Below are 25,631 nucleotides of genomic sequence, written 5' to 3'. Positions count from 1 at the left end.
GTTCAGTGTCGCGCGCTTCCGGTGAGGAGCTCACGGCCCGTCAGGCGGGGGCGGCCGGCGGGCGAGGCGCGAGGAATCCGGGAGCCGCATCCGGAAGTCGGCTCCCAAATGGCTCCCAGAATGGCCCCCTGAACCACTCAGGGGCCCGACCCGCTAAGCGGATCAGGCCCCTGACCTGGTACTTCACTGTCGGGGTGGCGGGATTTGAACCCACGACCTCTTCGTCCCGAACGAAGCGCGCTGCCAAGCTGCGCTACACCCCGATTGTCGCTGCTCGTCGCGGCGACGTCGTTTACTTTAGCCCACCGGTGGCTGGAGACGAAATCCGGTTTTGGCGCGGTGGCGGGTGGGGTTCGGGCGGGTGTGGTCGAGGGAGACCAGGAGGATCGCGAGGGCGTAGAAGGAGAGGCCGAGGAGGAGGGCGTTGCCTAGGACGTTCTTGTAGCCGTGGAGGTCGACGTCCAGGAAGGGGTGGAGGTAGCGGGCCGGCGTGCCCGGGGGGATCAGTTCGCCTCGGGTGAAGGAGAACAGCAGGTACGCCAGGGGGTAGAGCAGCCACGTCGCCGCCTGGCGCAGGTGCAGGCGGCCGGGGGGTGTCAGCAGGAGCCAGTCCGCCAGGGCCGCCGCGGGGATCGCCGTGTGCAGGAGGTGGGCGGTCACCGCGTGCCAGCCCGTCGGGTGTGCCGCCTCGCCGGTCAGGAGGAAGGGGCTCGCCGCGTTCGCCAGCAGCACGTGGTGGACCAGGGCCGTGATCGTGACGTAGAGGAGAGCCGCGCCCGTCAGAGCGGACGGGAGGGGGCGGCGGGCGGTCCAGGCCCTGCGCGCCGACAGCAGGAGCACCATCGTCAGCAGGATCGTGCTCTGGATCGAGAAGTAGCTCAGGGTGCGGACGGTGCTGCCCAGGAGCAGTTCGACGGTCACGGTCCCCGCGGCCACCAGGGCCAGCAGCACCCGGTAGGCGGCGGTCACGGGATGGCGTACGGGAGCCACCACCGCCGTGGCGGGGACGGGCGACGGCAGGAAGGCGGGCATGCCCTGGAGGGCGGGGAGGTCCGGGATGTCCCTCGGTATTGGCGCGGTCATGCCTTCACATTAGGCATACATCGCAAAAGGGGCGATACGGGCGGACCGTGTGGGTTAACGCCTTAACGCCTCAACTTTCCTGCTCACGGCCCGCCTGCCGACGGCCCTACTCCCTGCCCACCAGCGTCAGCAACGTCACCTCCGGCGGGCACGCGAACCGCACCGGCGTGTAGCGGCTGGTGCCGCAGCCCGCCGACACGTGCAGGTACGACGTCCTGCCCTCCGCCGTGTGCCGGGACAGACCCTTCACCCGGTCGGTGTCCAGGTCGCAGTTGGTGACGAAGGCGCCGTAGAAGGGGAGGCAGAGCTGGCCGCCGTGGGTGTGGCCGGCCAGGATCAAGGGGTAGTCGTCGGCCGCGAACGCGTCCAGAACGCGCAGGTACGGCGCGTGCACGACGCCCATGGAGAAGTCCGCCGCGCCCGACGGGCCGCCGGCCACCTCGGCGTAACGGTCCCGCTTGATGTGCGGGTCGTCCAGGCCGGTCAGCTCGACCGACACGCCCTCGATCTTCAGCATGCCCCGCGTGTTGGTGAGGTTCTGCCAGCCCGCCGCGTCGAAGCCGTCCCGCAGGTTCTCCCACGGGTTGTGGGTGACCCCTACGGCGGGGGCGTTGCCGTTCAGGCCGTGGCGGCCCTGGGCCTTCTCGTACAGGTAGCGGGCCGGGTTACGGAACGTGGGGCCGTAGTAGTCGTTGGAGCCGAAGACGTACGCGCCCGGGAACTCCATCAGCGGGCCCAGCGCGTCCAGGACCTCCGGGACGCCCTCCGGGTCCGAGAGGTTGTCGCCCGTGTTGATCACGAAGTCGGGGCGCAGGCCTGCCAGTGAGCGCAGCCATCGCTGCTTCTTGCGCTGGCCGCCGACCATGTGGATGTCGGAGACCTGGAGCACCCGCAGGGGGCGCATGCCTGGTGGCAGGACGGGGACCGTCACTCGTCGCAGCCGGAAGGAACGGGCTTCGAAACCCGCCGAGTAGACGAGACCGGCGGCGCCAACCGCCGCGATCCCCAGGGGAACTCCGTATCGCGCGCGCATGCCTCCATCGTGTCAGATCACGAGCACCTCCCTGACCGGGTGCCCGCCGCCCCCGTAATACCGGGCGCCCGGCGCCCCGCAATACCGGATGCCTGCCGTCCTGCGGCGCCGACCCCCACCCCACTTGAGCCCCGTAGTTAATGCACGGGCACCCCGTCCCCCATACCTGCGACAATCACCCCCATGACCACGCTCAAGTCGAAGCTGCAGGAAGACCTCAACGCCGCGATCAAGGGGCGCGACGAGCTGCGCTCCTCGACGCTCCGGATGACGCTCGCCGCGATCACCAATGAGGAGGTCGCGGGCAAGGAGAAGCGTGAGCTCTCCGATGCCGAGGTGCTGAAGGTGATCACCAAGGAAGCGAAGAAGCGCCGCGAGGCCGCGGACGCCTTCGCTCAGGGTGGTCGCGCCGAGTCCGCCGAGCGGGAGAAGGCGGAGGGCGAGGTTCTTGCCGAGTACCTGCCCCAGCAGCTCAGTGACGAGGAGCTGAACGACATCGTCGCCCAGGCCGTCCAGGAGGCGAAGGCGGCCGGCGCCGAGGGGCCGCGAGCCATGGGTGCCGTGATGAAGATCGTGAACCCGAAGGTGGCCGGCCTGGCCGAGGGCGGCCGGGTAGCCGCGGCCGTGAAGAAGCGTCTGGCAGGCTGAGCGGCTGGCGCATGGTGTCGCCGGAGGCCGGTGGGCGGTTGTCGAGGCCGCCCACCGGCCTCATGTGCTTTTTCGACAGGGTGATGGGCGCGGTCGGCGCGGCCACGTCACGCGGACGGGTGCGACAGCTCGTCAGTTGGGCCGGTCGCCCGTCAACCCCGTCTGCCTGTCAGTACCAAGGGGTACAGCGGGTGTCCCCGTCCGAGGTGTCCACGCAGGCCCGCATTTCGTGGGTCGAGGGGTTGTAGTACATCGGGGTGCGTGTGTAGTAGTAGTTCGTCCCGGAGGGCACCTTCGCAGTCCATCCGGACGCGCCGCCCTTCTTCTCGCCGAGGCGCCAGTAGCAGGTCGAGTGGTCCTTGGTGCAGCGCTGGACGTAGACCGACCAGTCCTGCTCGTTGGAACCGCTGATGTACCACAGGCGGCCCCAGCTGTACTGGTCTCCGTCAGTCTTTCCCCATCTCAGCTCGTACTGGAACGAGCCTCCGGCATCGATGGGGCCGTACGTGCTGACTGGGCCCGACTGCCAGGTCTGGACGTTCGGGTCGTGTCCGTCACAGCCGAAGCCGGAACAGCTGGCGGCGTAGGCCGAGCTGGGTAGCGAGACCACGAGGGCGATCGAGCTGAGCAGGGCGCCGAACAGAACGCCGAGCCGGGACGTCAATTTCACGGTTCTCCCTATGGTCGATGCTGGAGGGGCGGTGCGGTGATACGTGTGACGGCGCCTCAGGCAGCCGTACGCTGCTGGAGGCGTCGGAGATTCTCGGCAGCCTTGCGCCGACCGGCGGCCAGGACGTCGACAGGTGCGCCCGCGCCTTCGCCCGGGGTGGCCTGCCAGGTGCGGATCTTGTTGGCCACTGCGGCGAGTCGGGCATCGCCGGGCTTGACGTCGATGTAGAAGAGCGACTCGTCCGCGTGCCGGTCGTCGCCGCTCCAGCGGACGACGCCGTCGAGCTCGGCGAGGATGTCGCGGACCACCACGAGCTGCGTGGGGAAGAAGCCGCCCTTCGTGCCGGACGGGTAGAAGCCCGGGCGGATCTGTACGGCGGTGCCGGACGCCTGGTTGCCCTCGGGCAGTCCCTTGCGGACGGTGCCGGGACTGCGCCAGCCGATCACGTCCCCCTTGCGGAGTTCGCCGATCTCGTAGTGGAACCGGCGCACCACATGGACCAGAACCGTTTCGACGTCTCCCGTGCGGACGCTGATACCGGTCAACGGGGTACCGGGGACGGGACGGCTGGAGATGCTTCCGCCGCCGTCCTCGGTCTTCTCCATCTCCCAGCCGTTGGAACTCGGCTTGCCTGTATGTACCCGCGTCCGGTTCTTCTGAAAGCGACGGTACGCCTCTCTGATCTCTTCACCTGTGGGCGTCCTGGAGTGGGAGTTGTCGGCGGCGTAGGCAGGTGTGGCGAGCAGGGCGGAGCCGGGGAGGGTGATCAGAGCCGCGGTACCGACCAGCGCACTCGTCCGCGCGAGCAGGGCGCGACGGGACATGTCAGGGATTGTCATGAGTTCCGTTTCTGTTGGGACGGCACGACGTTGCCGCGTTTGAAGTCGTCGCGGGTGATCCCCGATGCCACGCCCGTGATCAGGCCCAGGCCGACGAGCCCGCTGAGGGCAGGGTTGATCCATGGCGGGATGGCGGCGGTGTAGCTTCCGCCCTCGCTGATGCGGCAGGTGAAGCGAAGGGGGATGTAGCTCGCTTCGTAGCCGTCGACCGTGCTCGCTCTCGCTTCTCCGCCCGCCGCGACGCATGCCTGTCGCATGTTCATGTCTTCCATGAAGAGCACGTGGAGGGCCCCCCACATGTACACGCAGATGGCTGCGCAGACGCTCAGGATGCAGCCTGCCCGGAGCCACAACCGGTGCCCTGGCGGGCGCTGTTCGCGCCGCGCGACGGACGAGCCCAGATATCCGATCAGGCTGATGACTACGACGACTCCGATCAGCAGGATGAAGAGCAGGGCGATCGAGTTGAATCCGTCGGCTGATTCGGAGGCTTGTGGAGGGAGGTGTTGGCTCACCGCACCATCCTGTTGTACTTCTCGAAGATGTAGTACAGCGGCATCCGCTTGGTGGCGTCGGTGAAAGCCGGTTCCGCCGGCCCCTGGTACCGGCGCAGCACCTCGTAGATCTCGGACTCCGTGTAGTCGAGTGCGGGGCGGCGTTCCATCCGCGTCTCCGCGTCGCCGCCTGGCTTGCCGTCGGCAGCCCAGATATGGGCGTGACCGACGCTGGTGAGGGCGAAGTCGTTGTCCGTGCGGAGCTTGTCCCAGACGCTGAAGACGTCCGCGTCCTTGCTCGTGTCCTTCACGGTTCCGGTGACCAGACCCGTGTTGATGGAGTTGTTCCAGGCACAGATCGCTGCGAAGCCGAACATCTGGGCCACACCGGTGCTGCTGTCACGGAGGGCGGTGACTCCGGGGAGGTCCTTGGCCCAGTCCGGGACGTAGCCGTTGTGGTACAGCCACACCCCGGCGTCCTTGACCAGGTCTTCGTTGCCGTAGTGGCGGAACTCCCAGAACGCCGTGGTCTGGATGAGTGCCTTGCGCATGCCATAGGCCCGGGCCGTGTTGGTCACCGCGGCGTCTCGCGCGACGATCGTTTCCAGGCACTGGGTGGTGGTGTACAGCTTCCCGTTGTCCTCGGCGAAGCCGATGGACTCCATGTAGGCCTGGACGTCTGCGAGGAGTTGAGGCCAGTACACAGTGTCGAACAGGACGTCGGCCGTCTGGGACGAGGGCGGGTTGAAGGAGTTCTGGCCGATGTCGCGGCCGGAGGCGATGTTGTTGTCGATGTTGATGGCGCCGTCGCCGGAGCCGACGGTGCGCGTGACGATCTGGTCGTATGCCCAGTCCGTCGGCAGTGGATAGCCGAAGTTGCCGGAAAATCCCGACGACATGTCGGAGACGAACGAAGCGGACGTGTGTCCGGCCTCACCGACCCGGGTGCACACGTTGCGCGGACCGTAGACGCCCACTGCGAAGTCGTTGCCGTTGGCGGCCATCGCGTCTTCGATGCCCTTGAAGTACGGCAGTACGTTGTCGGTCACCTGGTAGTCGAGAGCATCGAAGTCGACCGCGAAGAAGATCCGGGTGCCGGCCTTGAACCCGTGGTCGCGGGCGGCGTTGACGGCTGCCTGCCCGTCGGCCCGCCCTGAGGGGTAGCTGAATCCTGACGCGTCCCGGCCGTAGGTCTGATAGATCGGGAAGCAGCGCAGCCCGTTGTCGGCGATCGTCTGTAGTTCACCGGGCTGGATTGCCTTGTGCTTCAGGCTGTCAGGCGGCGTCGCGTCCGGGTTGGTCAGGTAGCGGCCGACATAAGTGATGCCCTGTGACTTCAGCGTCTGGGCGCGCGCCGCGGTGATCAGGGTGACGCCGTCACAGGCCGAGCCCCGGCGGCTCTGGTCGCCGTAGGAGACCAGCAGCGAAGCCCAGGTGGAAAAGTCGCCACTCCCCGAGACGGGCAGCTTGACGAACGATTGAAAGGCACTGACCGCGGAGGCCAGTGCGGAGGTGAAGCTGCTGGTGAAGGAGATCGGCCGTTGATTGAGCACCATGCCCGCGGAGAACAGTTGCACCCACACCCCGGAGGAGCCGGTGGACAGGGTGTGCTCCTTCAGGCCGGCTTGCGTGCCGGGGCCGAAGACGCCGTTGGCGACGCCGTCTGCCATGCCCAGCTCGTACTGGATGGCGAACAGCATCGACTTGGCCACGTCCCGCGAGTGGTGTCCGTCGCAGGGGATGGCGTAGTAGTCCTTGCGCAGGATGTACTTGCCGTTCAGCCACTGCTGAATCGTGCGGATGGTGTCCGACCCACCGTTGACCGTGACGTAGGCGTCCATGTTGAACAGGCCCTTGGTCGTCTTCGGCCACAGTGCGCTGCCCGGATACGTACCGCCCACGCCCATGTTCTGGTGCAGCTTCGCGACAGCGGCCTTGACTCGGTCGTTGTACGTGCCGTCGATGTCGCCGCCGTCATAGCCCTTGCAGTACAGAGCGGACTGGATGACGCGGCAGAAGTTCGCCGACGGAATCGTCGTCTCGTCCAGCTTGCCGTACTTCTCCCCGATCGTGGCCAGGGTCGTCGGACCGAAAGAATCAGAGAGACTGGTGATGCCCATCTCGTACTGGAGCGCTCGAGTCAGGGCGTACATCACGGTCCAGCTGGTTTGACCGTTCTCCACCAGCTTGGATATGCCGAGTGTCGCACCGTTGTTGTACGTCGTGTTCACAAATCTCTGGGCACGCAGAACCATCTCGTCGGCCACGGAACTCCTCTTGATGTCCAGGGTGATACGGGACGGTTCCGGTGGAAGCCGCCATCGCTGAAGGTGGATAGAGGAAAGGAAGGCGTCTGTTCCGGCAGGGTCGATGCGGACGCATCCGGCGTCGTGCGCGTCGGCGTGGTCAACCGCTGTTAGCCGCCACTGCTGTTGATGAGGTTGCCGCTCTCCGTCAACCCGGATGCAGTCCACCGCACGTCCACAGATGCCCCCTCGCCGGCCCGCGCGCTACCCGGCTGGTCACACCGGAGCGTCACTCGTCAGCAGATGTTTGCATAGTGCAACGCGATGTGGTCAAGTCCTTTACATCGCCGAACAGACCCATACATTCCGTTTGCGAAGCCATTCGTGGCGCCATGGTGGCCAGGTTGATGCGAAGAGTGTGCCCAACCTTCAACGCTCCCCGGATGTCCGCGCGTTGCCCGGCGGCCCATGCGTGAAACCTTGATCTGCGCGGTGGTCGAGCCGAGCTTGCGGTCGCCGGGGTGGAGACGACAGGGCCGCCCCCGAGAGATACGCCCTCGTACACGATCTGGGCGTACCGCTAGGCGGCCAGGTCTCTGTCGATCATCTGGTTGCGATGAGCGGGGCACAGGATCAGGGCCTGTCCTCGCCCTCGGCCGAGCGCACACGAAACCCCGGCGCTACGAATCCGCGCGCCACGGTGTTACGGCCGCCGGATCGTCTGCGCGGTGTCTTCAGGCACCCTCCCCACCGAGCGTCTCACTGGACGCGGAGCGCTGTGCGCGCGACGCTCGGCGGGGTGCGCAGATCGGCGGGAGGGCGCTTGTCGCGTACCGGACCCGTCGAGGGGGTCACGCGAGTCCCGGGGCGGCCGATCAGCCGCGCCCGCCCCCGTTGCCGTTCCCGTTGCTCTGGCCCTGGATGAAGTTCTCCGGGATCGAGAAAGTCGGCGTCGGGAAGGTGGTGTTGCCGTCACCGCCGTTGCCGCCACCGCCGTTGTCGTTCCCGCGGTTGCCGCCGTTGTCCCCGTCGTCGTGACCCTTGCCGGGGTCGTTCTTCTTCGGCATGTCCGGGATGCTGACGAGGTTGAAGTTCGGGGCTTCCTTGCCCTCCAGCGCACCGCTCATCATGTCGCGCCAGATCGGTCCGGGGACCCTGCCGCCGAACACCTTCTCGTTCCAGACGCCGCCGATGGTGATGTTCTGCATCTTGCGCTTGTGGGCGGGGTCGCCGACCCAGACCGCACCGGCCATGTTCGGGGTGTAGCCCACGAACCAGGCCGCGTAGCGCTCGTCGGTCGTACCTGTCTTGCCCGCGCTCGGGCGGCCGGCGCCGAGGCCCGCCTCCGAACCCGTGCCGTCCTCGACGACGCCCTTGAGGAGGGTGTTGATGGTGTCCGCGGTTTTCTCCGACATCGCCCTCGAGCAGGTCGACTTCGGGACCCGGAGCGACTTCGCCTTCTCGCCGACTCGCTGGGTGATCGACTCGATGGCGACCGGGGTGCAGTACATCCCGCGCGAGGCGAAGGTGGCGTACGCGTTCGCCATGGTCAGCGGGGACATCTCCTGGGTGCCCAGGGCGATTGAGGGCCGTTGCTGCAGTTTGTCGCCGTCGGCTCGTTGGACACCCAGCTTCGTGGCCATCTCGGTCACGGGGCAGACGCCGATGTCGCTGATCAACTGCACGTAGTAGGTGTTGACCGACTTCGCGGTCGCGGTCTTCATGTCGTACGGGCCGACCTCGGATTCGTTCTCGTTGGTGAGCGAGACGCCCTTCTCGTTCCAGACCTTGCCGTCACAGAGCTGGACCGGGCTTGGGTAGTCCATCCGGTACGGCGAGGAGTAGATCTGCGTCGCCGGGGTGCCGCCCTCTATGGCCGCCGCCGCCACGATCGGCTTGAACGTCGAACCGGGCTGGTAGCCCGCTCCGCCGCCCATGGACTGGTTGACCGAGAGATTGATCGTCGTCTCGTTCTTCTTGTTGTTGATGCCGTACGGCCGCGACTGGCCCATCGCCAGGATCTTGCCGGTGCCGGGCTGGACGATGGTGGCCGCGGTGGCCACCTCGTCGCTCTGGTAGACGTGCTCCTTGATGGAGTTCTGGGCCGACTTCTGGGCCTGCGGGTCCATCGTGGTCCGGATCGTCAGACCGCCCTGGTTCCAGACCTTGGCGCGGGCCTCCTTCGTCTTGCCGAAGACCGGGTCGGTCAGGAAGACCTCACGGACGTAGTCGCAGAAGAAGCCGGCGCCCTTGACCGCCGTGATGCAGCCGTTCTTCGGCTTGCTGACCTTGAGGCCCAGCGGCTGCTCCTTGGCCTTGTCGGCCTCTGCCTGGGAGACGTCACCGACCTCGGCCATGCGCTGGAGCACGGTGTTGCGGCGCTTGGTCGCCTCGGCCTCGTCATTGACCGGGTCGTAGCGGCTCGGGGACTGGACGATGCCCGCGAGCAGCGCCGACTGCTCCAGGTCGAGGTCCTTGGCGTGCCGCGAGAAGTAGCGCTGGGCGGCGGCCTCGACGCCGTACGCCTGCTGGCCGAAGAAGGTGATGTTCAGGTAGTTCTCGAGGATCTTCTTCTTGCCGAGTTCCTCTTCGAGCTGGATCGCGTACTTCAGCTCGCGGATCTTGCGGCCGATGGTCTGCTGGGTGGCCTCGGCGACCTTCGTCGGGTCGTCACCGGCCTCCTCCACCGCGACGTTCTTCACGAGCTGCTGCGTCAGCGTGGAGGCACCCTGGGCAACCCCGCCGCTCTGGGCGTTCTTGTTGAGCGCGCGCAGGACGCCCTTCAGGTCGACCGCGCCGTGCTGGTAGAAGCGGGAGTCCTCGATCGCGACGATCGCCTTCTGCATGTACGGCGAGATGTTCTTGAGATCGACCACCGTACGGTCGCGCGAGTACACGGTGGCGATGGTGCCGCCCTCGCTGTCGAGGATGGTGGTGCGCTGGCTCAGCGGCGGGGTCTTCAGGTTGGTCGGGAGCTCGTCGAAGCTCTCCACCGTCCCCTTGGCCGCGAGCCCCAGCGCGCCGGCCGCGGGCAGCGCGATGCCGGCCATCACCGCTCCCGCGAGGACACTGACACCGAGGAACTTGGCGGCCTGCTGCGTGGGCGACAGACCGCCGCCCGAGCGCTTCTTCGACATAGGGGGCAGCCTAATCCGTACTCATGAGCGTTCAGGGCGAGCCCATGTCACGGCATGGCGACGGAAGCGGGCACGACCGCCCCGGAGCGGGCATGGCGACAGGAGCGCCCTACCTTCTCATTCGCCGGACACGCGCACAGGCCTTGGCCTAAGCTGCTCTCAACTGTCACAGCAGTAGGGCCACGTATCAATACGTCCGGCGACCCCGAATCGTTCCGGAGGTTCCCCGACTTTTTTGGTGGGGACGTGTCCGAATCCGCCTCGTGTGTCATCAGGTGCCCGTTGTGACGCAAGACAAGTGTCCTGGTTTGCCGGGATAGTCATGTATGTCGCGGGCTCACTCCCCCGGGTGATCTGCCGCTTACGCATAGTCCGTTCGGGCCATTCAAGATTGGGCCCGAAGGGGGTGTTGCGCTGTGCCTGCCTTCCGTAACGTCCTCAACTGGCGGCGGTGAATATGCCGCTGCCGCCGTGGGGGAGCCTCGATTCGGGAGAGGACGGCGCCGGTATGGGCTGGGTAGTCGACTGGAGTGCGCAGGCGGCCTGCCGCACTACCGATCCGGATGAACTGTTCGTTCAAGGAGCAGCGCAGAACCGGGCGAAGGCGGTGTGCACCGGATGTCCGGTGCGAACGGAGTGCCTCGCCGATGCGCTGGACAACCGCGTCGAGTTCGGCGTGTGGGGAGGCATGACGGAGCGCGAGCGCCGCGCCCTGCTGCGCCGGCGGCCGACGGTGACGTCGTGGCGCAGGCTGCTGGAGACGGCGCGCGTCGAGTACGAGCGGGGGGTCGGCATCCTGCCGCTCGAGGACGACGAGATCTACGAGAACTACGCGGCGGTGGGCTGAGCGGAGGCGACGCCCCGCTGAGAGGGACGCCCCCTGCTGAGGGGGACGCACCCCTCGGGTCAGCCGACCCCGGTCAGTCGATTCGGGTCAACCGACTCAAGTCGGTCGACTCGGATCAGTCGACGGCAGTCTCGGGCAGCTCCGGCTGCCCTGCCGCGAGCCGGTTTCCGATGTCCCGCAGTCCCGCGAGGTCGTGCACATCGCCGGGCAGCGCGGCCACTTCGGCCACCGCCACCTCGGGGTGGAGCGCGGTGAAGCGGTCACGCGTGCGCTGCTCGCGGGAGAGCAGTTGCATACGGTCGGCGTGCAGCTTCAGCAGGCCTGCGGTGAGCTGGTCGACGGACCGGTCAGCCGGATGGGCGGACCGCTCCTTCTCCGTGCGCTTCGAGCTCGGGTTCTCCGAGTGGGCGGGGGAGCCTTCGTCAGGAGCCGGGGCCTCGGAAGCGGGAGATTCTGAACTGCCGTACGTGTCGGGAGAGTTACGAAGTCCAGCTTTCCCGCCCTCCTGATCGACAATGCGGGGCTCTTCAAGATTTTCCACGGCCCCGGGATTTTCGGCGGTCTCGGGGCTCTCGGGGCCCTCCGCGGTCTCGAGATTCTCCACGGCGGCGAGCGCCCGCTCGGCCGAGAGCCGGTCGGCGCCGCTGCCGTGGACCCGGTTGAGCACCAGACCGGCGAGCGGCATGCGCTCCGCGGCCAGCCGCTCCACGAAGTACGCGGCCTCGCGCAGCGCGTCCCGCTCCGGGGCCGCGACCACCAGGAACGCCGTCCCGGGCGCCTGGAGCAGCTTGTACGTCGCGTCCGCGCGCGTGCGGAAGCCGCCGAAGGTCGTGTCCATGGCGGCCACGAACGTCTGGACGTCCTTGAGGAGCTGACCGCCCAGCAGTTTGCCGAGGGTGCCGGTCATCATCGACATCCCGACGTTCAGGAACTTCATCCCCGCCCGTCCGCCGAGCTTGGCCGGGGCGGTGAGCATCCGGATGAGCCTTCCGTCGAGGAAGGAGCCGAGCCGCTTCGGCGCGTCCAGGAAGTCGAGGGCGGAGCGGGAGGGGGGTGTGTCGACGACGATCAGGTCCCACTCGTCCCGGGCCCGCAACTGCCCGAGCTTCTCCATCGCCATGTACTCCTGCGTGCCCGCGAAGCCCGCCGAGAGCGACTGGTAGAAGGGGTTGGCCAGGATCGTGGCCGCCCGCTCGGCGTCCGCGTGCGCCTCGACGATCTCGTCGAAGGTGCGCTTCATGTCGAGCATCATCGCGTGCAGTTCGCCGCTCGCGGAGTCGTCCAAGCCCTTCACCCGGCGCGGGACGTTGTCCAGCGAGTCGATGCCCATCGACTGGGCGAGCCGACGGGCCGGGTCGATGGTGAGGACGACCACCTTGCGGCCCCGCTCGGCGGCGCGCAGCCCGAGGGCCGCGGCGGTCGTGGTCTTGCCGACGCCGCCCGAGCCGCAGCAGACCACGATCCGGGTCTTCGGGTCGTCGATGAGGGGGTCGAGGTCGAGCACGGGCGCGGGGGTGAGGCGGTGATGGCGGTCCGGGTGCGGATTGTGGGGCGTTCGGTTGTGCCGGTCGGCGTCCGGACTCATGACATCCCCTGCTTCCGCAGCTCGGTGGCCAGTTCGTACAGACCCGCCAGGTCCATGCCCTCGGTCAGCAAGGGCAGTTCGTGCAGCGGCAGCCCCAGTTCGCCGAGGACCGAGCGCTGTTCGTGCTCCAGCGCGTACCGCTCGGCGTACTCCTCGGCCTGCTGGACCAGCGGGTCGACGAGCTTCTCGGCGTTGCCCCCGCGGCGGGCGCCGCCGAGGCCGGCCGAGGACAGCGCCTTCGCCACGGCTGAACGCGGCGTGGTCCGTACGAGTTCCAGATCGGTGCTGTCCAACACCTCCGGGCGCACCATGTTCACGACGATCCGGCCCACGGGGAGTTGGGCGGCCCGCAGTTCGGCGATGCCGTCCGCGGTCTCCTGGACGGGCATCTCCTCCAGGAGGGTCACCAGGTGGACCGCGGTCTCCTTGGACTTCAGCACCCGCATCACGGCCTGCGCCTGATTGTGTATCGGGCCGATCTTGGCGAGTCCCGCGACCTCGTCGTTCACGTTCAGGAAGCGGGTGATACGGCCCGTGGGGGGCGCGTCCATCACGACGTAGTCGTAGACGAAGCGGCCGGACTTGCTCTTGCGGCGGACCGCCTCGCACGCCTTGCCCGTCAGGAGGACGTCTCTGAGGCCGGGCGCGATGGTGGTCGCGAAGTCGATCGCGCCGAGCTTCTTCAGGGCGCGTCCCGCTCCGCCGAGTTTGTAGAACATCTGGAGGTAGTCCAGAAGGGCCAGTTCGGGGTCTATGGCCAGTGCGTACACCCCCCCGCCCCCTGGAGCGACGGCGATCTTCCGCTCCTCATAGGGCAGCGCCTCCGTTTCGAAGAGCTGCGCGATTCCCTGGCGACCCTCCACCTCGACGAGAAGCGTCCGCTTCCCCTCGGTGGCGAGGGCCAGCGCGAGGGCTGCGGCGACCGTGGTCTTTCCGGTCCCGCCCTTGCCGCTGACGACCTGGAGCCTGCTCACGTATTCGAGCGTAACCAGTCGGCGGCGAACCTAAGCAGGAGGCTGTGGATAACGCGGGTACCGGTTGTGGGGAGCAGCGCCTGAAAGCCAGCGGTGAGCAGCGGCTAAAGTCGGCCGCATGACCAAGAAGTGGGAATACGCGACCGTGCCGCTGCTCGTCCACGCCACGAAGCAGATTCTGGACACCTGGGGCGAGGACGGGTGGGAGCTCGTGCAGGTCGTGCCCGGGCCGAACAACCCCGAGCAGCTGGTGGCGTACCTGAAGCGGGAGAAGGCCGCGTGAGCGGGGGCCAGGGCGGAGGCGGGGCGGTCGAGGCGCGGCTCGCGGAGCTGGGGCTGACGCTGCCGGCGGTGGTGCCGCCGCTGGCCGCGTACCAGCCGGCCGTGCGGTCGGGTGTGTACGTGTACACCTCGGGTCAGCTGCCCATGGTCGACGGGAAGCTTCCGGTCACCGGGAAGGTGGGCGCGGAGGTCACGGCCGAGGAGGCGAAGGCGCTCGCCCGCACGTGTGCGCTGAACGCGCTGGCGGCGGTGAAGTCCGTGGCGGGTGACCTGGACCGGATCGCGCGTGTGGTGAAGGTCGTGGGGTTCGTGGCGTCGGCCTCGGACTTCACGGGACAGCCGGGTGTGATCAACGGGGCGAGCGAGTTGCTGGGCGAGGTGCTTGGCGAGGCGGGTGTGCACGCGCGTAGTGCGGTGGGGGTGGCTGTGCTGCCGCTGGACGCGCCGGTTGAGGTTGAGGTGCAGGTGGAGCTGATCGCTGAGGCGTGATGCCTCCGGCGGTTGGGCGGGGTGTTGTGCGGGTGTGTGGGGGCGGGCGTTTTGCGCCCACGCGGCGGAGCCGCATATGGACACAGTCCCGCGCCCCTGGATGCCTGCGGCGGCCTGCCCGGCCCCCGGTGGGGGCTTGTGTAGCGCGCGGTTCGGTGGGTGGGTCGGGGCCGGGGTGGGGGTATCCGTCCTCGGTCCGGCGGCTCGGTCCCTTTGAGTAGTGCCCGGCGACGGACGCCGGCCGCTGCGGGCGGACACCCCCCACCCCGTCCCCTGCGCGCCGTATGCGTCCAAAGGTGCGTCCACCTGTCCCACCCAGGGGCGCGGGGAACTGCGCGACCAGCCCCCACCCACCCGTGGCCGCCCGACACCGAACCCGGCACCCCCATAGGCGCCCCGCCCAGCCCAGCGCAGCTGCCCGGCCCTCGAACATCCGCGCCCCAGGAGTTAGCCTCCGGCCATGGCAAACGGGCAGTGGTACCCAGCGGAATGGCCGGACCGTATCCGTGCGCTCGCGGACGGCACGCTCGCGCCGGCCGTGCCGAGACGCGCCGCCACCGTGATGCTGCTGAAGGACGGGCAGGCCGGGACTGTCGTGCACATGTTGCGCAGGCGGGCCTCCATGGCGTTTGCCGGTGGCGCGTACGCCTATCCCGGCGGTGGCGTCGACCCCCGTGACGACGAGCACCAGATCCACTGGGCGGGCCCCACGCGCGCGTGGTGGGCGGCTCGGCTCGGGGTGGACGAGACGACGGCTCAGGCGATCGTCTGCGCGGCCGTGCGGGAGACGTACGAGGAGGCGGGCGTGCTGCTCGCCGGGCCGACGGCCGAGTCGGTGGTCGGTGACACCACGGGCGCGGAGTGGGAGGCGGACCGGGCCGCTCTGGTGGCGCGGGAGCTGTCCTTCGCGGAGTTCCTGCAGCGTCGGGGACTCGTGCTGCGGTCCGATCTGCTCGGGGCCTGGACGCGCTGGATCACGCCCGAGTTCGAACCCCGCCGCTATGACACCTGGTTCTTCGTCGCCGCCCTCCCGGAGGGGCAGCGCACCCGCAACGCCTCCACCGAGGCCGACCGTACGGTGTGGATCAGGCCCGAGGACGCGGCGGACGGCTACGACAAGGGCGAGCTGCTGATGATGCCGCCCACCATCGCCACGCTGCGGCAGCTCACCGCGTACGGCACCGCCGCCGGCGCGCTCGCCGCCGCGCCCGGCCGTGATCTGACCCCTGTGCTCGCGCGGGCCCGGCTGGTGGACGGCGAGATCGTGCTGTCCTGGCCGGGACACGACGAGTTCACCAAACACATCCCGACCGGTGGAGCCTCCGCATGACCGACGCCGCAGCCCTGCCCGGCCGGCCACGGGGCGGGGTCCTCTCGGGCCCCGCCACCCCACGGGCCGTCAACGTCCTCGCGCCCAACGCCTCCGCGATGACCCTGGACGGGACCAACACCTGGATCCTGTCGGAGCCGGACTCCGAACTGGCGGTCGTGATCGATCCCGGTCCGCTCGACGAGGGGCATCTGCGTGCCGTCGTCGATACCGCCGCGGCCGCCGGCAAGCGGGTCGCGCTCACGCTGCTCACCCACGGCCACCCCGACCACGCGGAAGGCGCCGTCCGTTTCGCCGGGCTGACCGGCACCAAGGTGCGGGCTCTCGACCCCGCGCTGCGGCTCGGGGAGGAAGGGCTGGGCGCGGGGGAGGTGGTGCGCGTGGGCGGGCTGGAGCTCAGGGTCGTGCCCACACCCGGGCACACCGCGGACTCGCTGTGCTTCCATCTCCCGGCCGATCAGGCCGTCGTGACCGGTGACACCGTCCTGGGGCGGGGTACGACCGTCGTGGCCCATCCCGACGGCCGCCTGGGCGACTATCTGGACTCCCTGCGGCGGCTGAGGTCCCTCACGGTCGACGACGGCGTCCACACCGTCCTGCCGGGCCACGGGCCCGTCCTGGAGGACGCCCAGGGTGCCGTCGAGTTCTATCTCGCCCACCGGGCCCATCGGCTCGCCCAGATCGAGACGGCCGTGGAGAACGGATACCGGACGCCCGACGCCGTCGTGGAGCACGTGTACGCGGACGTGGACCGGTCGCTCTGGCCCGCCGCCGAGCTGTCGGTGCGCGCCCAGCTGGAGTATCTGGAGGAGCACGGGCTCATCTAGCGCGGGCTGGTCCAAAGGGCTCATCCAGGGGTCTTCACGCCGTGCACGCGCGTGTACTCGGCTGCCAGCCAGGGGCCCAGGTCGTCTACATACGTGCGCAGCAGGGCAAGGTCGGCGGTCGGGGTGTGGCCCAGGGCGGCCGCCGTTCGCAGTTGGTCGGCGCGCTCCGGGTAGTACGCGGCGAAGACCTCCGCCATCTCTCCCAGGTCACTCGTCCAGCCGTTCCAGCAGGGCATGACCAGGGTGAACGCGGTGCGGACCAGGTGGCGGGAGATGAAGCGGACGAGGCGGGTCCGGGTCTCGTCCGAGTCCGCCGTGCCGATCCGTGTGCGCCAGCGGGGGAGCAGGGCGGCGAGGTCGCCGTTCGTCTCGCGGGCCAGGAGGGAGTCGGGGCGGTAGCGCGGCAGGTGCTCCGCCAGGTCGTCGCCCAGCAGCGGGGTGCACAGACAGGCCACGAACCAGCCCATGTCGTGGCGTTCCAGGTCGCTCAGCAGGACGTCTCGGCCGTACAGCAGCGTTCCGACGCCGTCGATCTGCGGGAACTCCTTGTCCAGGGCCTCCCCGAGTTCCCGTACGCCCTCCCGGTCCGCGTCGGTCGGCTCGTCCCGCAGGGCGAGCAGGAGGTCGAGGTCGCTGCGGCCCACGCGCGCGGTGCCGCGCGGAATCGAGCCGTAGAGGTACGCGCTGTGCAGCCGCGGCCCGAACAGGTCCAGAACCCGGTCGCGGGCGGCGGCGACGACCGGGCGGAAGGGCTGCGGGATCCGCCCGAGGGAGCCCTCGCGCTCGATGCAGCCCTGGGCGTCGAGTCCCTTGGGGGCGATGGGGGGAACTGTTTCGGCGGCCATGCGATCACTGTGCCCGGGGGCGGGACCGTGGGCAGCTCATTTACGGCCCTGGGCGGCCCGTGTGGGGCCGAACGCGGTCAGCGCCACCGAAGACGCGTGGACGGTGCGGGTCGCCGCCGGAGGCGCGCCTCAGGACGATCACGTCACCGGACGCAGCGAAGCTCTCGGGTGCAGCTCCGGTCCGTGACCGTCCAGTCGGGCGCGTGCGAGGGTCCACCGCGTTCGTCCTCGTACGTCCCGCCCCGGTCGTACGCGAAAGGGCCCCGCCGTGTGGCAGGGCCCCGCTACGTCGCTGGTTCCGTGTCGTTCGTACGGTCATGCGCTCACCGCGAGCGCTTGGCGAGCCTCTCGACGTCCAGGAGGATCACCGCGCGGGCCTCCAGGCGCAGCCAGCCGCGCTGGGCGAAGTCCGCGAGGGCCTTGTTGACGGTCTCGCGGGAGGCGCCGACCAGTTGGGCCAGTTCCTCCTGCGTGAGGTCGTGCACGACGTGGATGCCCTCCTCGGACTGCACGCCGAAGCGGCGGGAGAGGTCGAGCAGCGCGCGGGCGACGCGGCCCGGCACGTCCGAGAAGACCAGGTCGGACATCTGGTCGTTGGTCCTGCGCAGCCGTCGCGCGATGGCGCGCAGGAGCGCGGAGGCCACCTCGGGACGTGCGCTCAGCCAGGGCTGGAGGTCGCCGTGCCCGAGGCCGAGCAGCTTGACCTCGGTCAGCGCGGTGGCGGTCGCCGTGCGCGGGCCCGGGTCGAAGAGCGACAGCTCGCCGATGAGTTCGCCGGGGCCGAGAACGGCCAGCATGTTCTCGCGACCGTCGGGTGAGGTGCGGTGAAGCTTCACCTTGCCCTCGGTGACCGCGTACAGCCGGTCGCCCGGGTCGCCCTCGTGGAACAGGGAGTCGCCACGCGCGAGAGTCACCTCACTCATGGAGGCGCGCAGTTCCGCGGACTGCTCGTCGTCGAGTGCCGCGAAGAGCGGGTTGCGCCGCAGAACGTCGTCCACGAGTTCTCTCCTTGTCGACCTGCTCAGGGGATCTTGTTCCCCCTTGGTACCAGGGGAACCCGGTGCCCATTTTGCCGGACGGTCCAAACAGTGTGATCTGTCACAAGGATGCCGCACACATGTCCCGGGGTAAGCGGCAGGGGTCCAATTGGGGGCCGGTCTTCGGGGTCCGGGGCGGATGTCAGTGCCGGGCTCTAGGCTGGCCGGGTGTCCAAAACGCCGGTGAGAGCACAGGCCAAGGGGGCTGGGCGGGTGGTTGCACGGCGGGATTCCGCTCTGGGCGAACAGGGCGTCGGGGGCGGAAAGAAAACGGCAAAAGCGGCAGGGAAGGCTCCGGTGGAGAAGAGGGCTTCGGCGAAGAAGGCTACGGAGAAGGTGGCCAAAAAGGCGGCTCCCGTGCGGAAGGCCGCCGCCGTGAAGAAGGCGGTCGTCGCACCCGAGAAGGCGTCGGCACCGGTGAAGAAGGCGTCGGCCACGAAGAAGGTTGCCCCGAAGCCGCCGAGGCCCCCGAGGAACGAGTCGCAGACCGCCCTCGTCCGCCGCGCCCGGCGCATCAACCGCGAGCTCGCGGAGGTGTTCCCTTACGCCCACCCCGAGTTGGACTTCGAGAATCCCTTCCAGTTGATCGTGGCGACGGTCCTGTCCGCGCAGACCACCGACCTGAGGGTCAATCAGACGACTCCCGCGCTGTTCGCCAAGTACCCGACTCCCGAGGACCTGGCCGCGGCCAACCCCGAGGAGGCCGAGGAGATCCTCCGGCCGACCGGGTTCTTCCGGGCCAAGACCAAGTCGGTGATAGGGCTGTCCAAGGCCCTCGTGGAGAACTTCGGCGGAGAGGTCCCGGGGCGGCTCGACGACCTCGTCACGCTGCCCGGTGTGGGCCGCAAGACCGCCTTCGTCGTCCTCGGCAACGCCTTCGGGCGGCCCGGCATCACCGCTGACACGCACTTCATGCGGCTGGTCAGGCGCTGGCAGTGGACCGACGAGACCGACCCGGACAAGATCGAGGCCGCCGTCTCCGCGCTCTTCCCGAAGAGTGACTGGACGGACCTGTCGCACCACGTCATCTGGCACGGCCGCCGCATCTGCCACGCCCGCAAGCCCGCCTGCGGCGCCTGCCCCATCGCTCCGCTCTGCCCGGCCTACGGCGAGGGCGAGACGGACCCGGAGAAGGCGCAGAAACTCCTCAAGTACGAGAAGGGCGGCTTCCCGGGCCAGCGTCTGAACCCCCCGCAGGCCTACCTGGACGCGGGCGGCAAGGCCGCGCCGCCCCTGGGGGCCACCGGGTGAGGACGCGGACGGCGTGGCGGGGAGGACCGGCACGGGCCGGCGGGCCACAGCATCGGATGGCCGGGGGCACGCGTGCCGTGCCACCGGCCGGATCACTCTGGCCCGAGCCGCACGGAGCGGGGGCGCCGGTAAGAGGCGGTCGGGCGGGCCTACGGGACCCGCGGGACGGTCGGGCGGCGTCGTGCTGCGGGTCGGGTGGGCGTTGCTGCAGGGCTGGAGTACTGGATCGGGCGCGGGATCCGGGCCGGGCGGTAGTGCCGCGGCGGGCAGGAGCGCTGAGTTGGGCCGGTACGCCCGGTCGGGCGGGAGCCCCGGGCCGGCCGTCAGGAGAGCAGCGTCGAGCCGGAGCATCCGGTCGGGCGGCTGAGGCCGAGCGGGCGGAAGAACCTGGCGGGACCAGAGAACCGGCCCGGACCGGAAGGCCGAACCGGACCAGAGAACCGGCCCGGACCGGAAAGCTGCGCCGGGCCCAAGCCTTGCGCCGGAGCGCGGCGCTGAGTCGGCCCGACGCTCCAACCCCGGGCGGAGTGCCGGCCCGGGCCCAGTCGGGTGAGCGGCCGTGGCTGTCGGACCGGTGCCGTGCCCGGGCGGAACGATCTAGGGGCCGTCAGGCGTTGGGCTGTGCAGAACGACGGGGGTGGCGATGACTCGGGCGAGCCATACGGAGGGCGTGACGCTCAGCAAGGACGGGCTGCCGGCCTGGCTGGACCCGGTGGCGCACGCCGTGGAGACGGTCGAGCCGCTCCAGCTGAGCCGCTTCCTGCCGCCCGCGGACGGCGCGGGGCGGCAGTCCGCGGTGCTGATCCTGTTCGGGGAGGGTGAGTGCGGGCCCGAGCTGCTGCTCATGGAGCGGGCGAGTTCGCTCAGGTCGCACGCCGGGCAGCCGTCGTTCCCCGGCGGCGCGCTCGACCCGGAGGACGGCGACCCGAAGGGCGACGGACCGCTCAGGGCCGCCCTGCGCGAGGCCGAGGAGGAAACCGGCCTCGACCCCTCGGGTGTCCAGCTCTTCGGCGTGCTGCCCAAGCTGTACATCCCGGTCAGCGGCTTCGTGGTGACCCCGGTGCTGGGCTGGTGGCGCCGGCCGACCCCGGTCGGGGTCGTCGATCCGAACGAAACCGCCCGCGTCTTCACGGTTCCCGTGGCGGATCTCACGGACCCCGACAACCGTGCGACGACCGTCCACCCCAGCGGACACCGAGGTCCGGCATTTCTGGTCGAATCGGCCCTCGTGTGGGGCTTCACCGCCGGAATCATCGACCGGATCCTGCACTACGCGGGCTGGGAGCGCCCCTGGGACCGCGAGAAGCAGGTCCCGCTCGACTGGCGCGCATGACAGGGTGGCGTCCGTGCTGTGTCTTCCCGGGGCAGCCCCCGGCCGGCCGACCTGTGGGGAACGCGAAGTGATGAGGCGAGGCTCGAACCGGTGAACGTGCTGGACATCCTGTTGCTGGTCGCCGCCGTCTGGTTCGCGATCGTCGGCTACCGCCAGGGCTTCGTCGTAGGCATCCTGTCGGTGATCGGGTTCCTGGGCGGCGGTCTCGTCGCCGTCTACACCCTTCCCGTCATCTGGGACGCGGTGACCGACCACGCGGAGGTCGGCACGGTCGCCGCCGTCGTCGGCGTCGTCATCGTGATCGTCTGCGCCTCCGTCGGCCAGGCCCTGACCACCCATCTCGGCAACAAGCTGCGCCGGTACATCACCTGGTCGCCCGCGCGTGCCGTCGACGCCACCGGCGGCGCCCTGGTGAACGTCGTGGCGATGCTCCTGGTGGCCTGGCTGATCGGTGCCATGCTCGCGCAGACCACTATGTCCACGGTCGGCAAGGAGGTGCGCGGTTCCAAGGTGCTCCTCGGCGTCCAGGAAGTGCTGCCCTCCGACGCGGACACCTGGTTCAAGGACTTCACCTCGGTCCTCGCGGACAACGGCTTCCCCCAGGTCTTCAGCCCGTTCTCCAACGAGCCCATCAAAGAGGTCCAGCCGCCCGACCCCAAGCTCGCGCACAGCGCCGTCGCCACCCGCGCCCAGCGCTCCATCGTCAAGGTCATGGGCACCGCGCAGAGCTGCGGCAAGGTCCTGGAGGGCACCGGCTTCGTCTTCGGCGACCGCCGTGTCATGACCAACGCCCATGTCGTCGGTGGCGTCGACGAGCCCACGGTCCAGATAGGCGGCGAGGGCAGGAAGTACGACGCCACGGTCGTCCTCTACGACTGGCAGCGCGACATCGCCGTCCTGGACGTGCCCGATCTGGACGCGCCCGCGCTGAAGTTCACGTCCGAGGACGCCGCCAGCGGGGACAGCGCGATCGTCGCGGGCTTCCCCGAGAACGGCTCGTACGACGTCCGCTCCGCGCGCGTGCGCGGGCGCATCGACGCCCACGGACCGGACATCTACCACCGCGGCACCGTCGACCGCGACGTCTACTCCCTCTTCGCGACCGTCCGCCAGGGCAACTCCGGCGGTCCGCTGCTGACCCCGCAGGGCAGGGTCTACGGCGTGGTCTTCGCGAAGTCGCTCGACGACCCCGACACCGGGTACGCGCTCACCGCGGACGAGATCCAGGAGGACATCGTCAAGGGGCGCACCGCGAACCAGCAGGTGGACAGCGACAGCTGCGCGCTGTGAGAGGCGTCGGACGACGGGTGCGTCAGCCCCGGGGGTGACGCAGGCGTACCGAGACCCAGCGGGCTCGGCGGCGCAGGATGCGCGGGATGCCCACCCTCAGATCCGTGCCGCCCGGCAGTTGCGGGGCACCGCCCTGATGGTGGGAGCTCAGGGCAGCGCCCGAGCGTCGATTGCGTGCCACGTCACCGTAGTCGTGCGTCCAGCCCATACCCGGACGTGTGCCCCTGCCCCAAGGTCGATAACCGCCCCCACGCCCCCCAATTGGCCTATGCGCCGGGCAAGTGGCCGTTCGTAGAACAGGCGTTCAGATCCGGATACCGGGCGCGACCCTTCGATCACCGATCGGGTTCGGGATCCTTCAGCCAATTGATCAGTTCTGTCGAGAAGGCGACCGGATCCTCCTCGTGCGGGAAGTGCCCCAGGCCGTCGAACAGCCGCCAGCGGTACGGCGCTTCGACATACTCCCCGGACCCGGCCGCACTGCGCGTCCGCATCACCGGGTCGAGCGAGCCGTGCAGGTGCAGGGTCGGCACGCGGACGGGCCGCTTCATCCGCCGGTTGAACTGGATCCCGTCGGGACGGGCCATCGACCGCACCATCCAGCGATACGGCTCGACCGAGCAGTGCGCCGTCGAGGGGATGCACATCGCCGCACGGTACGTCTCCACCGCCTTGTCGTCCGGCAGCCGCGGGCCGGACCAGTCCCGGATCAGCTCGGCGACCAGCGCGCCGTCGTCCGCGGTCAGCTGCCGCTCGGGCAGCCACGGCCGCTGGAACCCCCAGATGTAGGAGCCGGCCCGCGTCTGCTTGACGTCCGAGAGCATCGCCGAGCGCCAGCGCCGGGGATGCGGCATCGAGGCGACCGCGAGCCGTCGTACGAGCTTGGGACGCATCGCGGCCGCCGTCCACGCCAGATAGCCGCCCAGGTCATGGCCGACCAGCGCGGCGTCCGGCTCGCCGAGGGAGCGGATCACGCCGGTGACGTCGAGCGCGAGGTTGGCCGGGTCGTAGCCGCGCGGGGTGCGGTCGCTGCCGCCGACGCCGCGCAGGTCCATGGCCACGGCCCGGAACCCGGCGTCGGCCAGCGCCTCCAGCTGGTGGCGCCAGGTCCACCAGAACTGGGGGAAGCCGTGCAGGAACATCACGAGCGGTCCGTCGCCCACTTCGGCGATGTGGAAGCGCGCGCCGTTGGCCGCCACGTCCCGGTGCGTCCAGGGACCGTCGGGCCGTACGAGAGAGGCGGGCTGCTGCGCCGAAGGGGCGGCGGGATCGGTCATGACGACGAGCGTGCCACAGCCTCGATGGCCTTCGACTCCCGGACCCGCTCCTCCAGGGCCTTGTTGTCGTTGCCGGGACGCGGGTGCGGCTTGGCGTTCTGCAGCACGCCGGCCGTCTCCTTCATCGAGGCGGCGACCTTCTGCGGGCCCTTGCTCTTCTGCGCCTTCTTCGCGAAGACGACACCGATCAGCGCGAGGACGAGCGCGACCAGGACGTTGGCGGCGAAGGACAGCAGGAAGCAGACCGCGAGGTTCCAGTCGCTCCAGGTCCGGATGCCGTACGCCAGCGCGAAGTTGAGCATCGGCAGGGAGAACAGCAGGACCCCGCCGGCCACGCTGAACGCGCCGCCGCTCATCGCGCCCTTCTTGACGTCCTGCTTGAGCTGCGCCTTCGCCAGCGCGATCTCGTCGTGCACCAGGGCCGACATCTCGGTCGTCGCCGAGGCGAACAGCTGGCCGATGCTGCGTTCGGCACCGACCGGGCTGCCGTCGGGTGCGCTCATCGCGGTCTCCCTCTTCACTGACTCTGTATGGGCCGGGACTGTGTATGGGCCGTGTCTTTTGTACCGTCCCGTCAGATCATGCCCGACGGTCGTCCTCCTCGCCTGCCCCGCCCGTCACTTCGGCAAGCCGCTCGGCCGTCTTGAGCTCGGCGATCCGGCGGTGCTCGGCCGCCTTGCGGTCGTAGATCGCCGCCATCCGCAGGTGGTACGCCGGATCGTCCTCCTCGTACACGTCCGGGATGCCGTCCTGGTCGTCGTCGCGCTCCTCGGCCTCGTACAGCCTGCGGTACTTGGCGTTGCGCAGCTTCAGCAGCACCGTCGCGAGGGTGGCCGCGATGAGCGAGCCGAGAAGTACGGCGGTCTTGACCTCGTCGGTCAGCGTCGCGTCGCCGTCGAAGGCGAGCTCCCCGATGAGCAGCGACACGGTGAAGCCGATGCCGGCCAGGGTCGCCACCGCGAACACGTCGGCCCACTGGAGATCGTCGCTGAGCGAGGCCCGGGTGAAGCGGGCCGTCAGCCAGGTCCCGCCGAAGATGCCGAGCACCTTGCCGAGGACCAGCCCGAGGACCACGCCGAGCGTCTCCGGCTGGGTGAACACCTCACCGAGCGCGCCGCCGGAGACGGAGACACCCGCGCTGAAGAGGGCGAACAGCGGGACCGCCAGGCCGGCCGAGAGCGGCCGTACAAGGTGCTCGATGTGCTCGCCCGGGGAGAGCTTCTCGCCCTCCTGCCTGGTGCAGCGCAGCATCAGACCCATCGCGACGCCCGCGATCGTGGCGTGGATGCCGCTGTTGTACATCAGCGCCCAGATCACCAGCGCGAGCGGGATGTACACGTACCACCCGCGCACGCCCTTGCGCAGGAGCACCCAGAAGACCGCGAGGCCCACGGCGGCGCCGCCGAGTGCCACGAAGTCGATGTCGGCGGTGAAGAAGACCGCGATGATCAGGATCGCGAAGAGGTCGTCGACGACGGCGAGGGTGAGCAGGAAGGCACGCAGCGCGCTCGGCAGCCAGGTGCCGATGACGGCGAGCACCGCGAGCGCGAAGGCGATGTCGGTGGCCGTGGGCACGGCCCAGCCGGACAGGGAGCCGCCGCCGGTGAGGTTGGTGAGCGTGTAGACGAGTGCCGGTACGGCCATGCCGCACAGGGCCGCGACCACGGGCAGCGCGGCCGCCCTGGGGTCCTTCAGGTCACCGGCGACGAGCTCGCGCTTGAGCTCGATGCCGGCCACGAAGAAGAAGATCGCGAGGAGTCCGTCGGCGGCCCAGTGTTCGATCGACAGGTCGAGCCCGAGGGTCGCGGGGCCCAGGTGGTAGTGGCTGACGCTTTCGTAACTGTCGTGCAGGGCGGGGACGTTCGCCCAGACCAGCGCGGCGACCGCGGCGAAGAGCAGCAGCACACCGCCGACCGTCTCGGTGCGCAGCGCGTCCGCGACGAAGGTCCGCTCGGGGAGGGAGAGGCGTCCGAGGACCTTGCGAGTGGGCGCGGGCATCAGGGGGACCTCCGGTCGGTGGGCAGGACGGGGCTACTCGCCGACCAGACTTCCCGGCACACCTTGAGGGTCACGCTGTTTTGTTTAGTTTACCTAAAAGGGGCGCCGGGCGCGTT

Annotated in this window: 24 protein-coding genes and 1 tRNA gene; 9 read left to right on the top strand and 16 right to left on the bottom strand. The window is 69.4% G+C overall.

Annotation, left to right across the window (positions count from 1 at the left end; genetic code table 11):
- Positions 1 to 189: 189 nt before the first annotated feature.
- The 3 genes from RKD20_RS20095 to RKD20_RS20085 all read right to left on the bottom strand — a co-directional run bounded on the left by RKD20_RS20095 (position 190) and on the right by RKD20_RS20085 (position 2,116).
- Positions 190 to 263, bottom strand: a tRNA-Pro gene (locus tag RKD20_RS20095).
- A 34-nt stretch (positions 264 to 297) separates the two neighbouring features.
- A complete protein-coding gene (locus RKD20_RS20090) occupies positions 298 to 1,083 on the bottom strand; it encodes a Pr6Pr family membrane protein (protein ID WP_424878915.1) in 786 nt (261 codons plus the stop codon).
- A gap of 106 nt (positions 1,084 to 1,189) precedes the next feature.
- On the bottom strand, positions 1,190 to 2,116 hold the full coding sequence (locus RKD20_RS20085; protein ID WP_424878914.1) for a metallophosphoesterase: 927 nt from the start codon (positions 2,114 to 2,116) through the stop codon (positions 1,190 to 1,192).
- Between the two features lie 183 nt (positions 2,117 to 2,299).
- Here RKD20_RS20085 and RKD20_RS20080 point away from each other — a divergent pair, with 183 nt between their 5' ends.
- Complete coding sequence (locus RKD20_RS20080) at positions 2,300 to 2,764, top strand: GatB/YqeY domain-containing protein (RefSeq protein ID WP_424878913.1); 465 nt, start codon at positions 2,300 to 2,302, stop codon at positions 2,762 to 2,764.
- A gap of 169 nt (positions 2,765 to 2,933) precedes the next feature.
- On the opposite strand, the gene RKD20_RS20075 is transcribed toward RKD20_RS20080, so the two are convergent.
- The 5 genes from RKD20_RS20075 to RKD20_RS20055 all read right to left on the bottom strand — a co-directional run bounded on the left by RKD20_RS20075 (position 2,934) and on the right by RKD20_RS20055 (position 10,150).
- Entirely contained in the window at positions 2,934 to 3,434 is a 501-nt protein-coding gene (locus RKD20_RS20075; protein ID WP_031043198.1) for a hypothetical protein, read from the bottom strand.
- Positions 3,435 to 3,490: 56 nt separating this feature from the next.
- The gene (locus tag RKD20_RS20070; protein ID WP_424878912.1) at positions 3,491 to 4,273 is read right to left on the bottom strand and encodes a hypothetical protein; all 783 of its coding nucleotides are present in this window, start codon (positions 4,271 to 4,273) and stop codon (positions 3,491 to 3,493) included.
- Positions 4,270 to 4,788 (bottom strand): hypothetical protein, encoded by a 519-nt coding sequence (locus tag RKD20_RS20065; RefSeq protein WP_424878911.1) that lies wholly within the window; start codon positions 4,786 to 4,788, stop codon positions 4,270 to 4,272. Before RKD20_RS20065 ends, RKD20_RS20070 begins: the two co-directional genes overlap by 4 nt.
- Entirely contained in the window at positions 4,785 to 7,034 is a 2,250-nt protein-coding gene (locus tag RKD20_RS20060; RefSeq protein WP_424878910.1) for a glycoside hydrolase domain-containing protein, read from the bottom strand. The genes RKD20_RS20065 and RKD20_RS20060 overlap by 4 nt, the downstream gene beginning before the upstream one ends.
- An 854-nt stretch (positions 7,035 to 7,888) precedes the next feature.
- Positions 7,889 to 10,150, bottom strand: coding sequence for a transglycosylase domain-containing protein (locus RKD20_RS20055; RefSeq protein ID WP_424878909.1), 2,262 nt, complete (start codon positions 10,148 to 10,150; stop codon positions 7,889 to 7,891).
- Between the two features lie 508 nt (positions 10,151 to 10,658).
- Here RKD20_RS20055 and wblA point away from each other — a divergent pair.
- Positions 10,659 to 10,997: a transcriptional regulator WblA gene (gene wblA, locus RKD20_RS20050; protein ID WP_020118772.1), complete on the top strand. Its 339-nt coding sequence runs from the start codon at positions 10,659 to 10,661 to the stop codon at positions 10,995 to 10,997.
- Between the two features lie 115 nt (positions 10,998 to 11,112).
- On the opposite strand, the gene RKD20_RS20045 is transcribed toward wblA, so the two are convergent.
- Both RKD20_RS20045 and RKD20_RS20040 read right to left on the bottom strand, forming a co-directional pair.
- Entirely contained in the window at positions 11,113 to 12,582 is a 1,470-nt protein-coding gene (locus RKD20_RS20045; RefSeq protein ID WP_424878908.1) for an ArsA family ATPase, read from the bottom strand.
- The gene (locus RKD20_RS20040) at positions 12,579 to 13,556 is read right to left on the bottom strand and encodes an ArsA family ATPase (RefSeq protein ID WP_424878907.1); all 978 of its coding nucleotides are present in this window, start codon (positions 13,554 to 13,556) and stop codon (positions 12,579 to 12,581) included. The genes RKD20_RS20045 and RKD20_RS20040 overlap by 4 nt, the downstream gene beginning before the upstream one ends.
- A 118-nt stretch (positions 13,557 to 13,674) precedes the next feature.
- Here RKD20_RS20040 and RKD20_RS20035 point away from each other — a divergent pair, with 118 nt between their 5' ends.
- The 4 genes from RKD20_RS20035 to RKD20_RS20020 all read left to right on the top strand — a co-directional run bounded on the left by RKD20_RS20035 (position 13,675) and on the right by RKD20_RS20020 (position 16,484).
- The gene (locus RKD20_RS20035) at positions 13,675 to 13,839 is read left to right on the top strand and encodes a DUF4177 domain-containing protein (RefSeq protein WP_007383662.1); all 165 of its coding nucleotides are present in this window, start codon (positions 13,675 to 13,677) and stop codon (positions 13,837 to 13,839) included.
- The gene (locus RKD20_RS20030; protein WP_424878906.1) at positions 13,836 to 14,327 is read left to right on the top strand and encodes a RidA family protein; all 492 of its coding nucleotides are present in this window, start codon (positions 13,836 to 13,838) and stop codon (positions 14,325 to 14,327) included. Before RKD20_RS20035 ends, RKD20_RS20030 begins: the two co-directional genes overlap by 4 nt.
- A gap of 460 nt (positions 14,328 to 14,787) precedes the next feature.
- Entirely contained in the window at positions 14,788 to 15,657 is an 870-nt protein-coding gene (locus RKD20_RS20025) for an NUDIX hydrolase (protein ID WP_424878905.1), read from the top strand.
- Positions 15,654 to 16,484: an MBL fold metallo-hydrolase gene (locus RKD20_RS20020; RefSeq protein WP_424878904.1), complete on the top strand. Its 831-nt coding sequence runs from the start codon at positions 15,654 to 15,656 to the stop codon at positions 16,482 to 16,484. Before RKD20_RS20025 ends, RKD20_RS20020 begins: the two co-directional genes overlap by 4 nt.
- Positions 16,485 to 16,504: 20 nt before the next feature.
- Here the strand turns inward: RKD20_RS20020 and RKD20_RS20015 are convergent, their stop codons facing one another.
- Positions 16,505 to 17,329, bottom strand: a complete 825-nt coding sequence (locus RKD20_RS20015) for a nucleotidyltransferase domain-containing protein (protein ID WP_424878903.1) — start codon at positions 17,327 to 17,329, stop codon at positions 16,505 to 16,507.
- A gap of 323 nt (positions 17,330 to 17,652) precedes the next feature.
- Positions 17,653 to 18,327, bottom strand: a complete 675-nt coding sequence (locus tag RKD20_RS20010; RefSeq protein ID WP_007383667.1) for a Crp/Fnr family transcriptional regulator — start codon at positions 18,325 to 18,327, stop codon at positions 17,653 to 17,655.
- Positions 18,328 to 18,663: 336 nt separating this feature from the next.
- Here RKD20_RS20010 and nth point away from each other — a divergent pair, with 336 nt between their 5' ends.
- From nth to RKD20_RS19995, 3 genes are all read left to right on the top strand, one after another.
- Positions 18,664 to 19,617 carry an endonuclease III gene (nth, locus tag RKD20_RS20005; protein WP_424878902.1) on the top strand — a complete coding sequence of 318 codons (954 nt, stop codon included), beginning with the start codon at positions 18,664 to 18,666 and terminating at the stop codon, positions 19,615 to 19,617.
- A gap of 643 nt (positions 19,618 to 20,260) precedes the next feature.
- Positions 20,261 to 20,950: an NUDIX hydrolase gene (locus tag RKD20_RS20000; RefSeq protein WP_424878901.1), complete on the top strand. Its 690-nt coding sequence runs from the start codon at positions 20,261 to 20,263 to the stop codon at positions 20,948 to 20,950.
- A gap of 90 nt (positions 20,951 to 21,040) precedes the next feature.
- Complete coding sequence (locus RKD20_RS19995) at positions 21,041 to 22,240, top strand: MarP family serine protease (RefSeq protein WP_424878900.1); 1,200 nt, start codon at positions 21,041 to 21,043, stop codon at positions 22,238 to 22,240.
- A gap of 22 nt (positions 22,241 to 22,262) precedes the next feature.
- Here the strand turns inward: RKD20_RS19995 and RKD20_RS19990 are convergent, their stop codons facing one another.
- The 4 genes from RKD20_RS19990 to nhaA form a co-directional block, all read right to left on the bottom strand.
- Positions 22,263 to 22,448: a hypothetical protein gene (locus RKD20_RS19990; RefSeq protein ID WP_007383671.1), complete on the bottom strand. Its 186-nt coding sequence runs from the start codon at positions 22,446 to 22,448 to the stop codon at positions 22,263 to 22,265.
- Between the two features lie 127 nt (positions 22,449 to 22,575).
- The gene (locus RKD20_RS19985) at positions 22,576 to 23,517 is read right to left on the bottom strand and encodes an alpha/beta fold hydrolase (protein ID WP_424878899.1); all 942 of its coding nucleotides are present in this window, start codon (positions 23,515 to 23,517) and stop codon (positions 22,576 to 22,578) included.
- Entirely contained in the window at positions 23,514 to 24,020 is a 507-nt protein-coding gene (locus tag RKD20_RS19980) for a phage holin family protein (RefSeq protein WP_020118783.1), read from the bottom strand. Before RKD20_RS19980 ends, RKD20_RS19985 begins: the two co-directional genes overlap by 4 nt.
- 76 nt (positions 24,021 to 24,096) lie before the next feature.
- Complete coding sequence (nhaA, locus tag RKD20_RS19975; RefSeq protein ID WP_424878898.1) at positions 24,097 to 25,515, bottom strand: Na+/H+ antiporter NhaA; 1,419 nt, start codon at positions 25,513 to 25,515, stop codon at positions 24,097 to 24,099.
- Positions 25,516 to 25,631 lie beyond the last annotated feature (116 nt).

The sequence above is a fragment of the Streptomyces sp. SLBN-8D4 genome (assembly GCF_049739545.1).
Lineage (GTDB): Bacteria > Actinomycetota > Actinomycetes > Streptomycetales > Streptomycetaceae > Streptomyces > Streptomyces canus_C.
The sequence above is the reverse complement of the archived record's forward strand: the minus strand, read 5'-3'. Positions and strand labels throughout refer to the sequence as shown.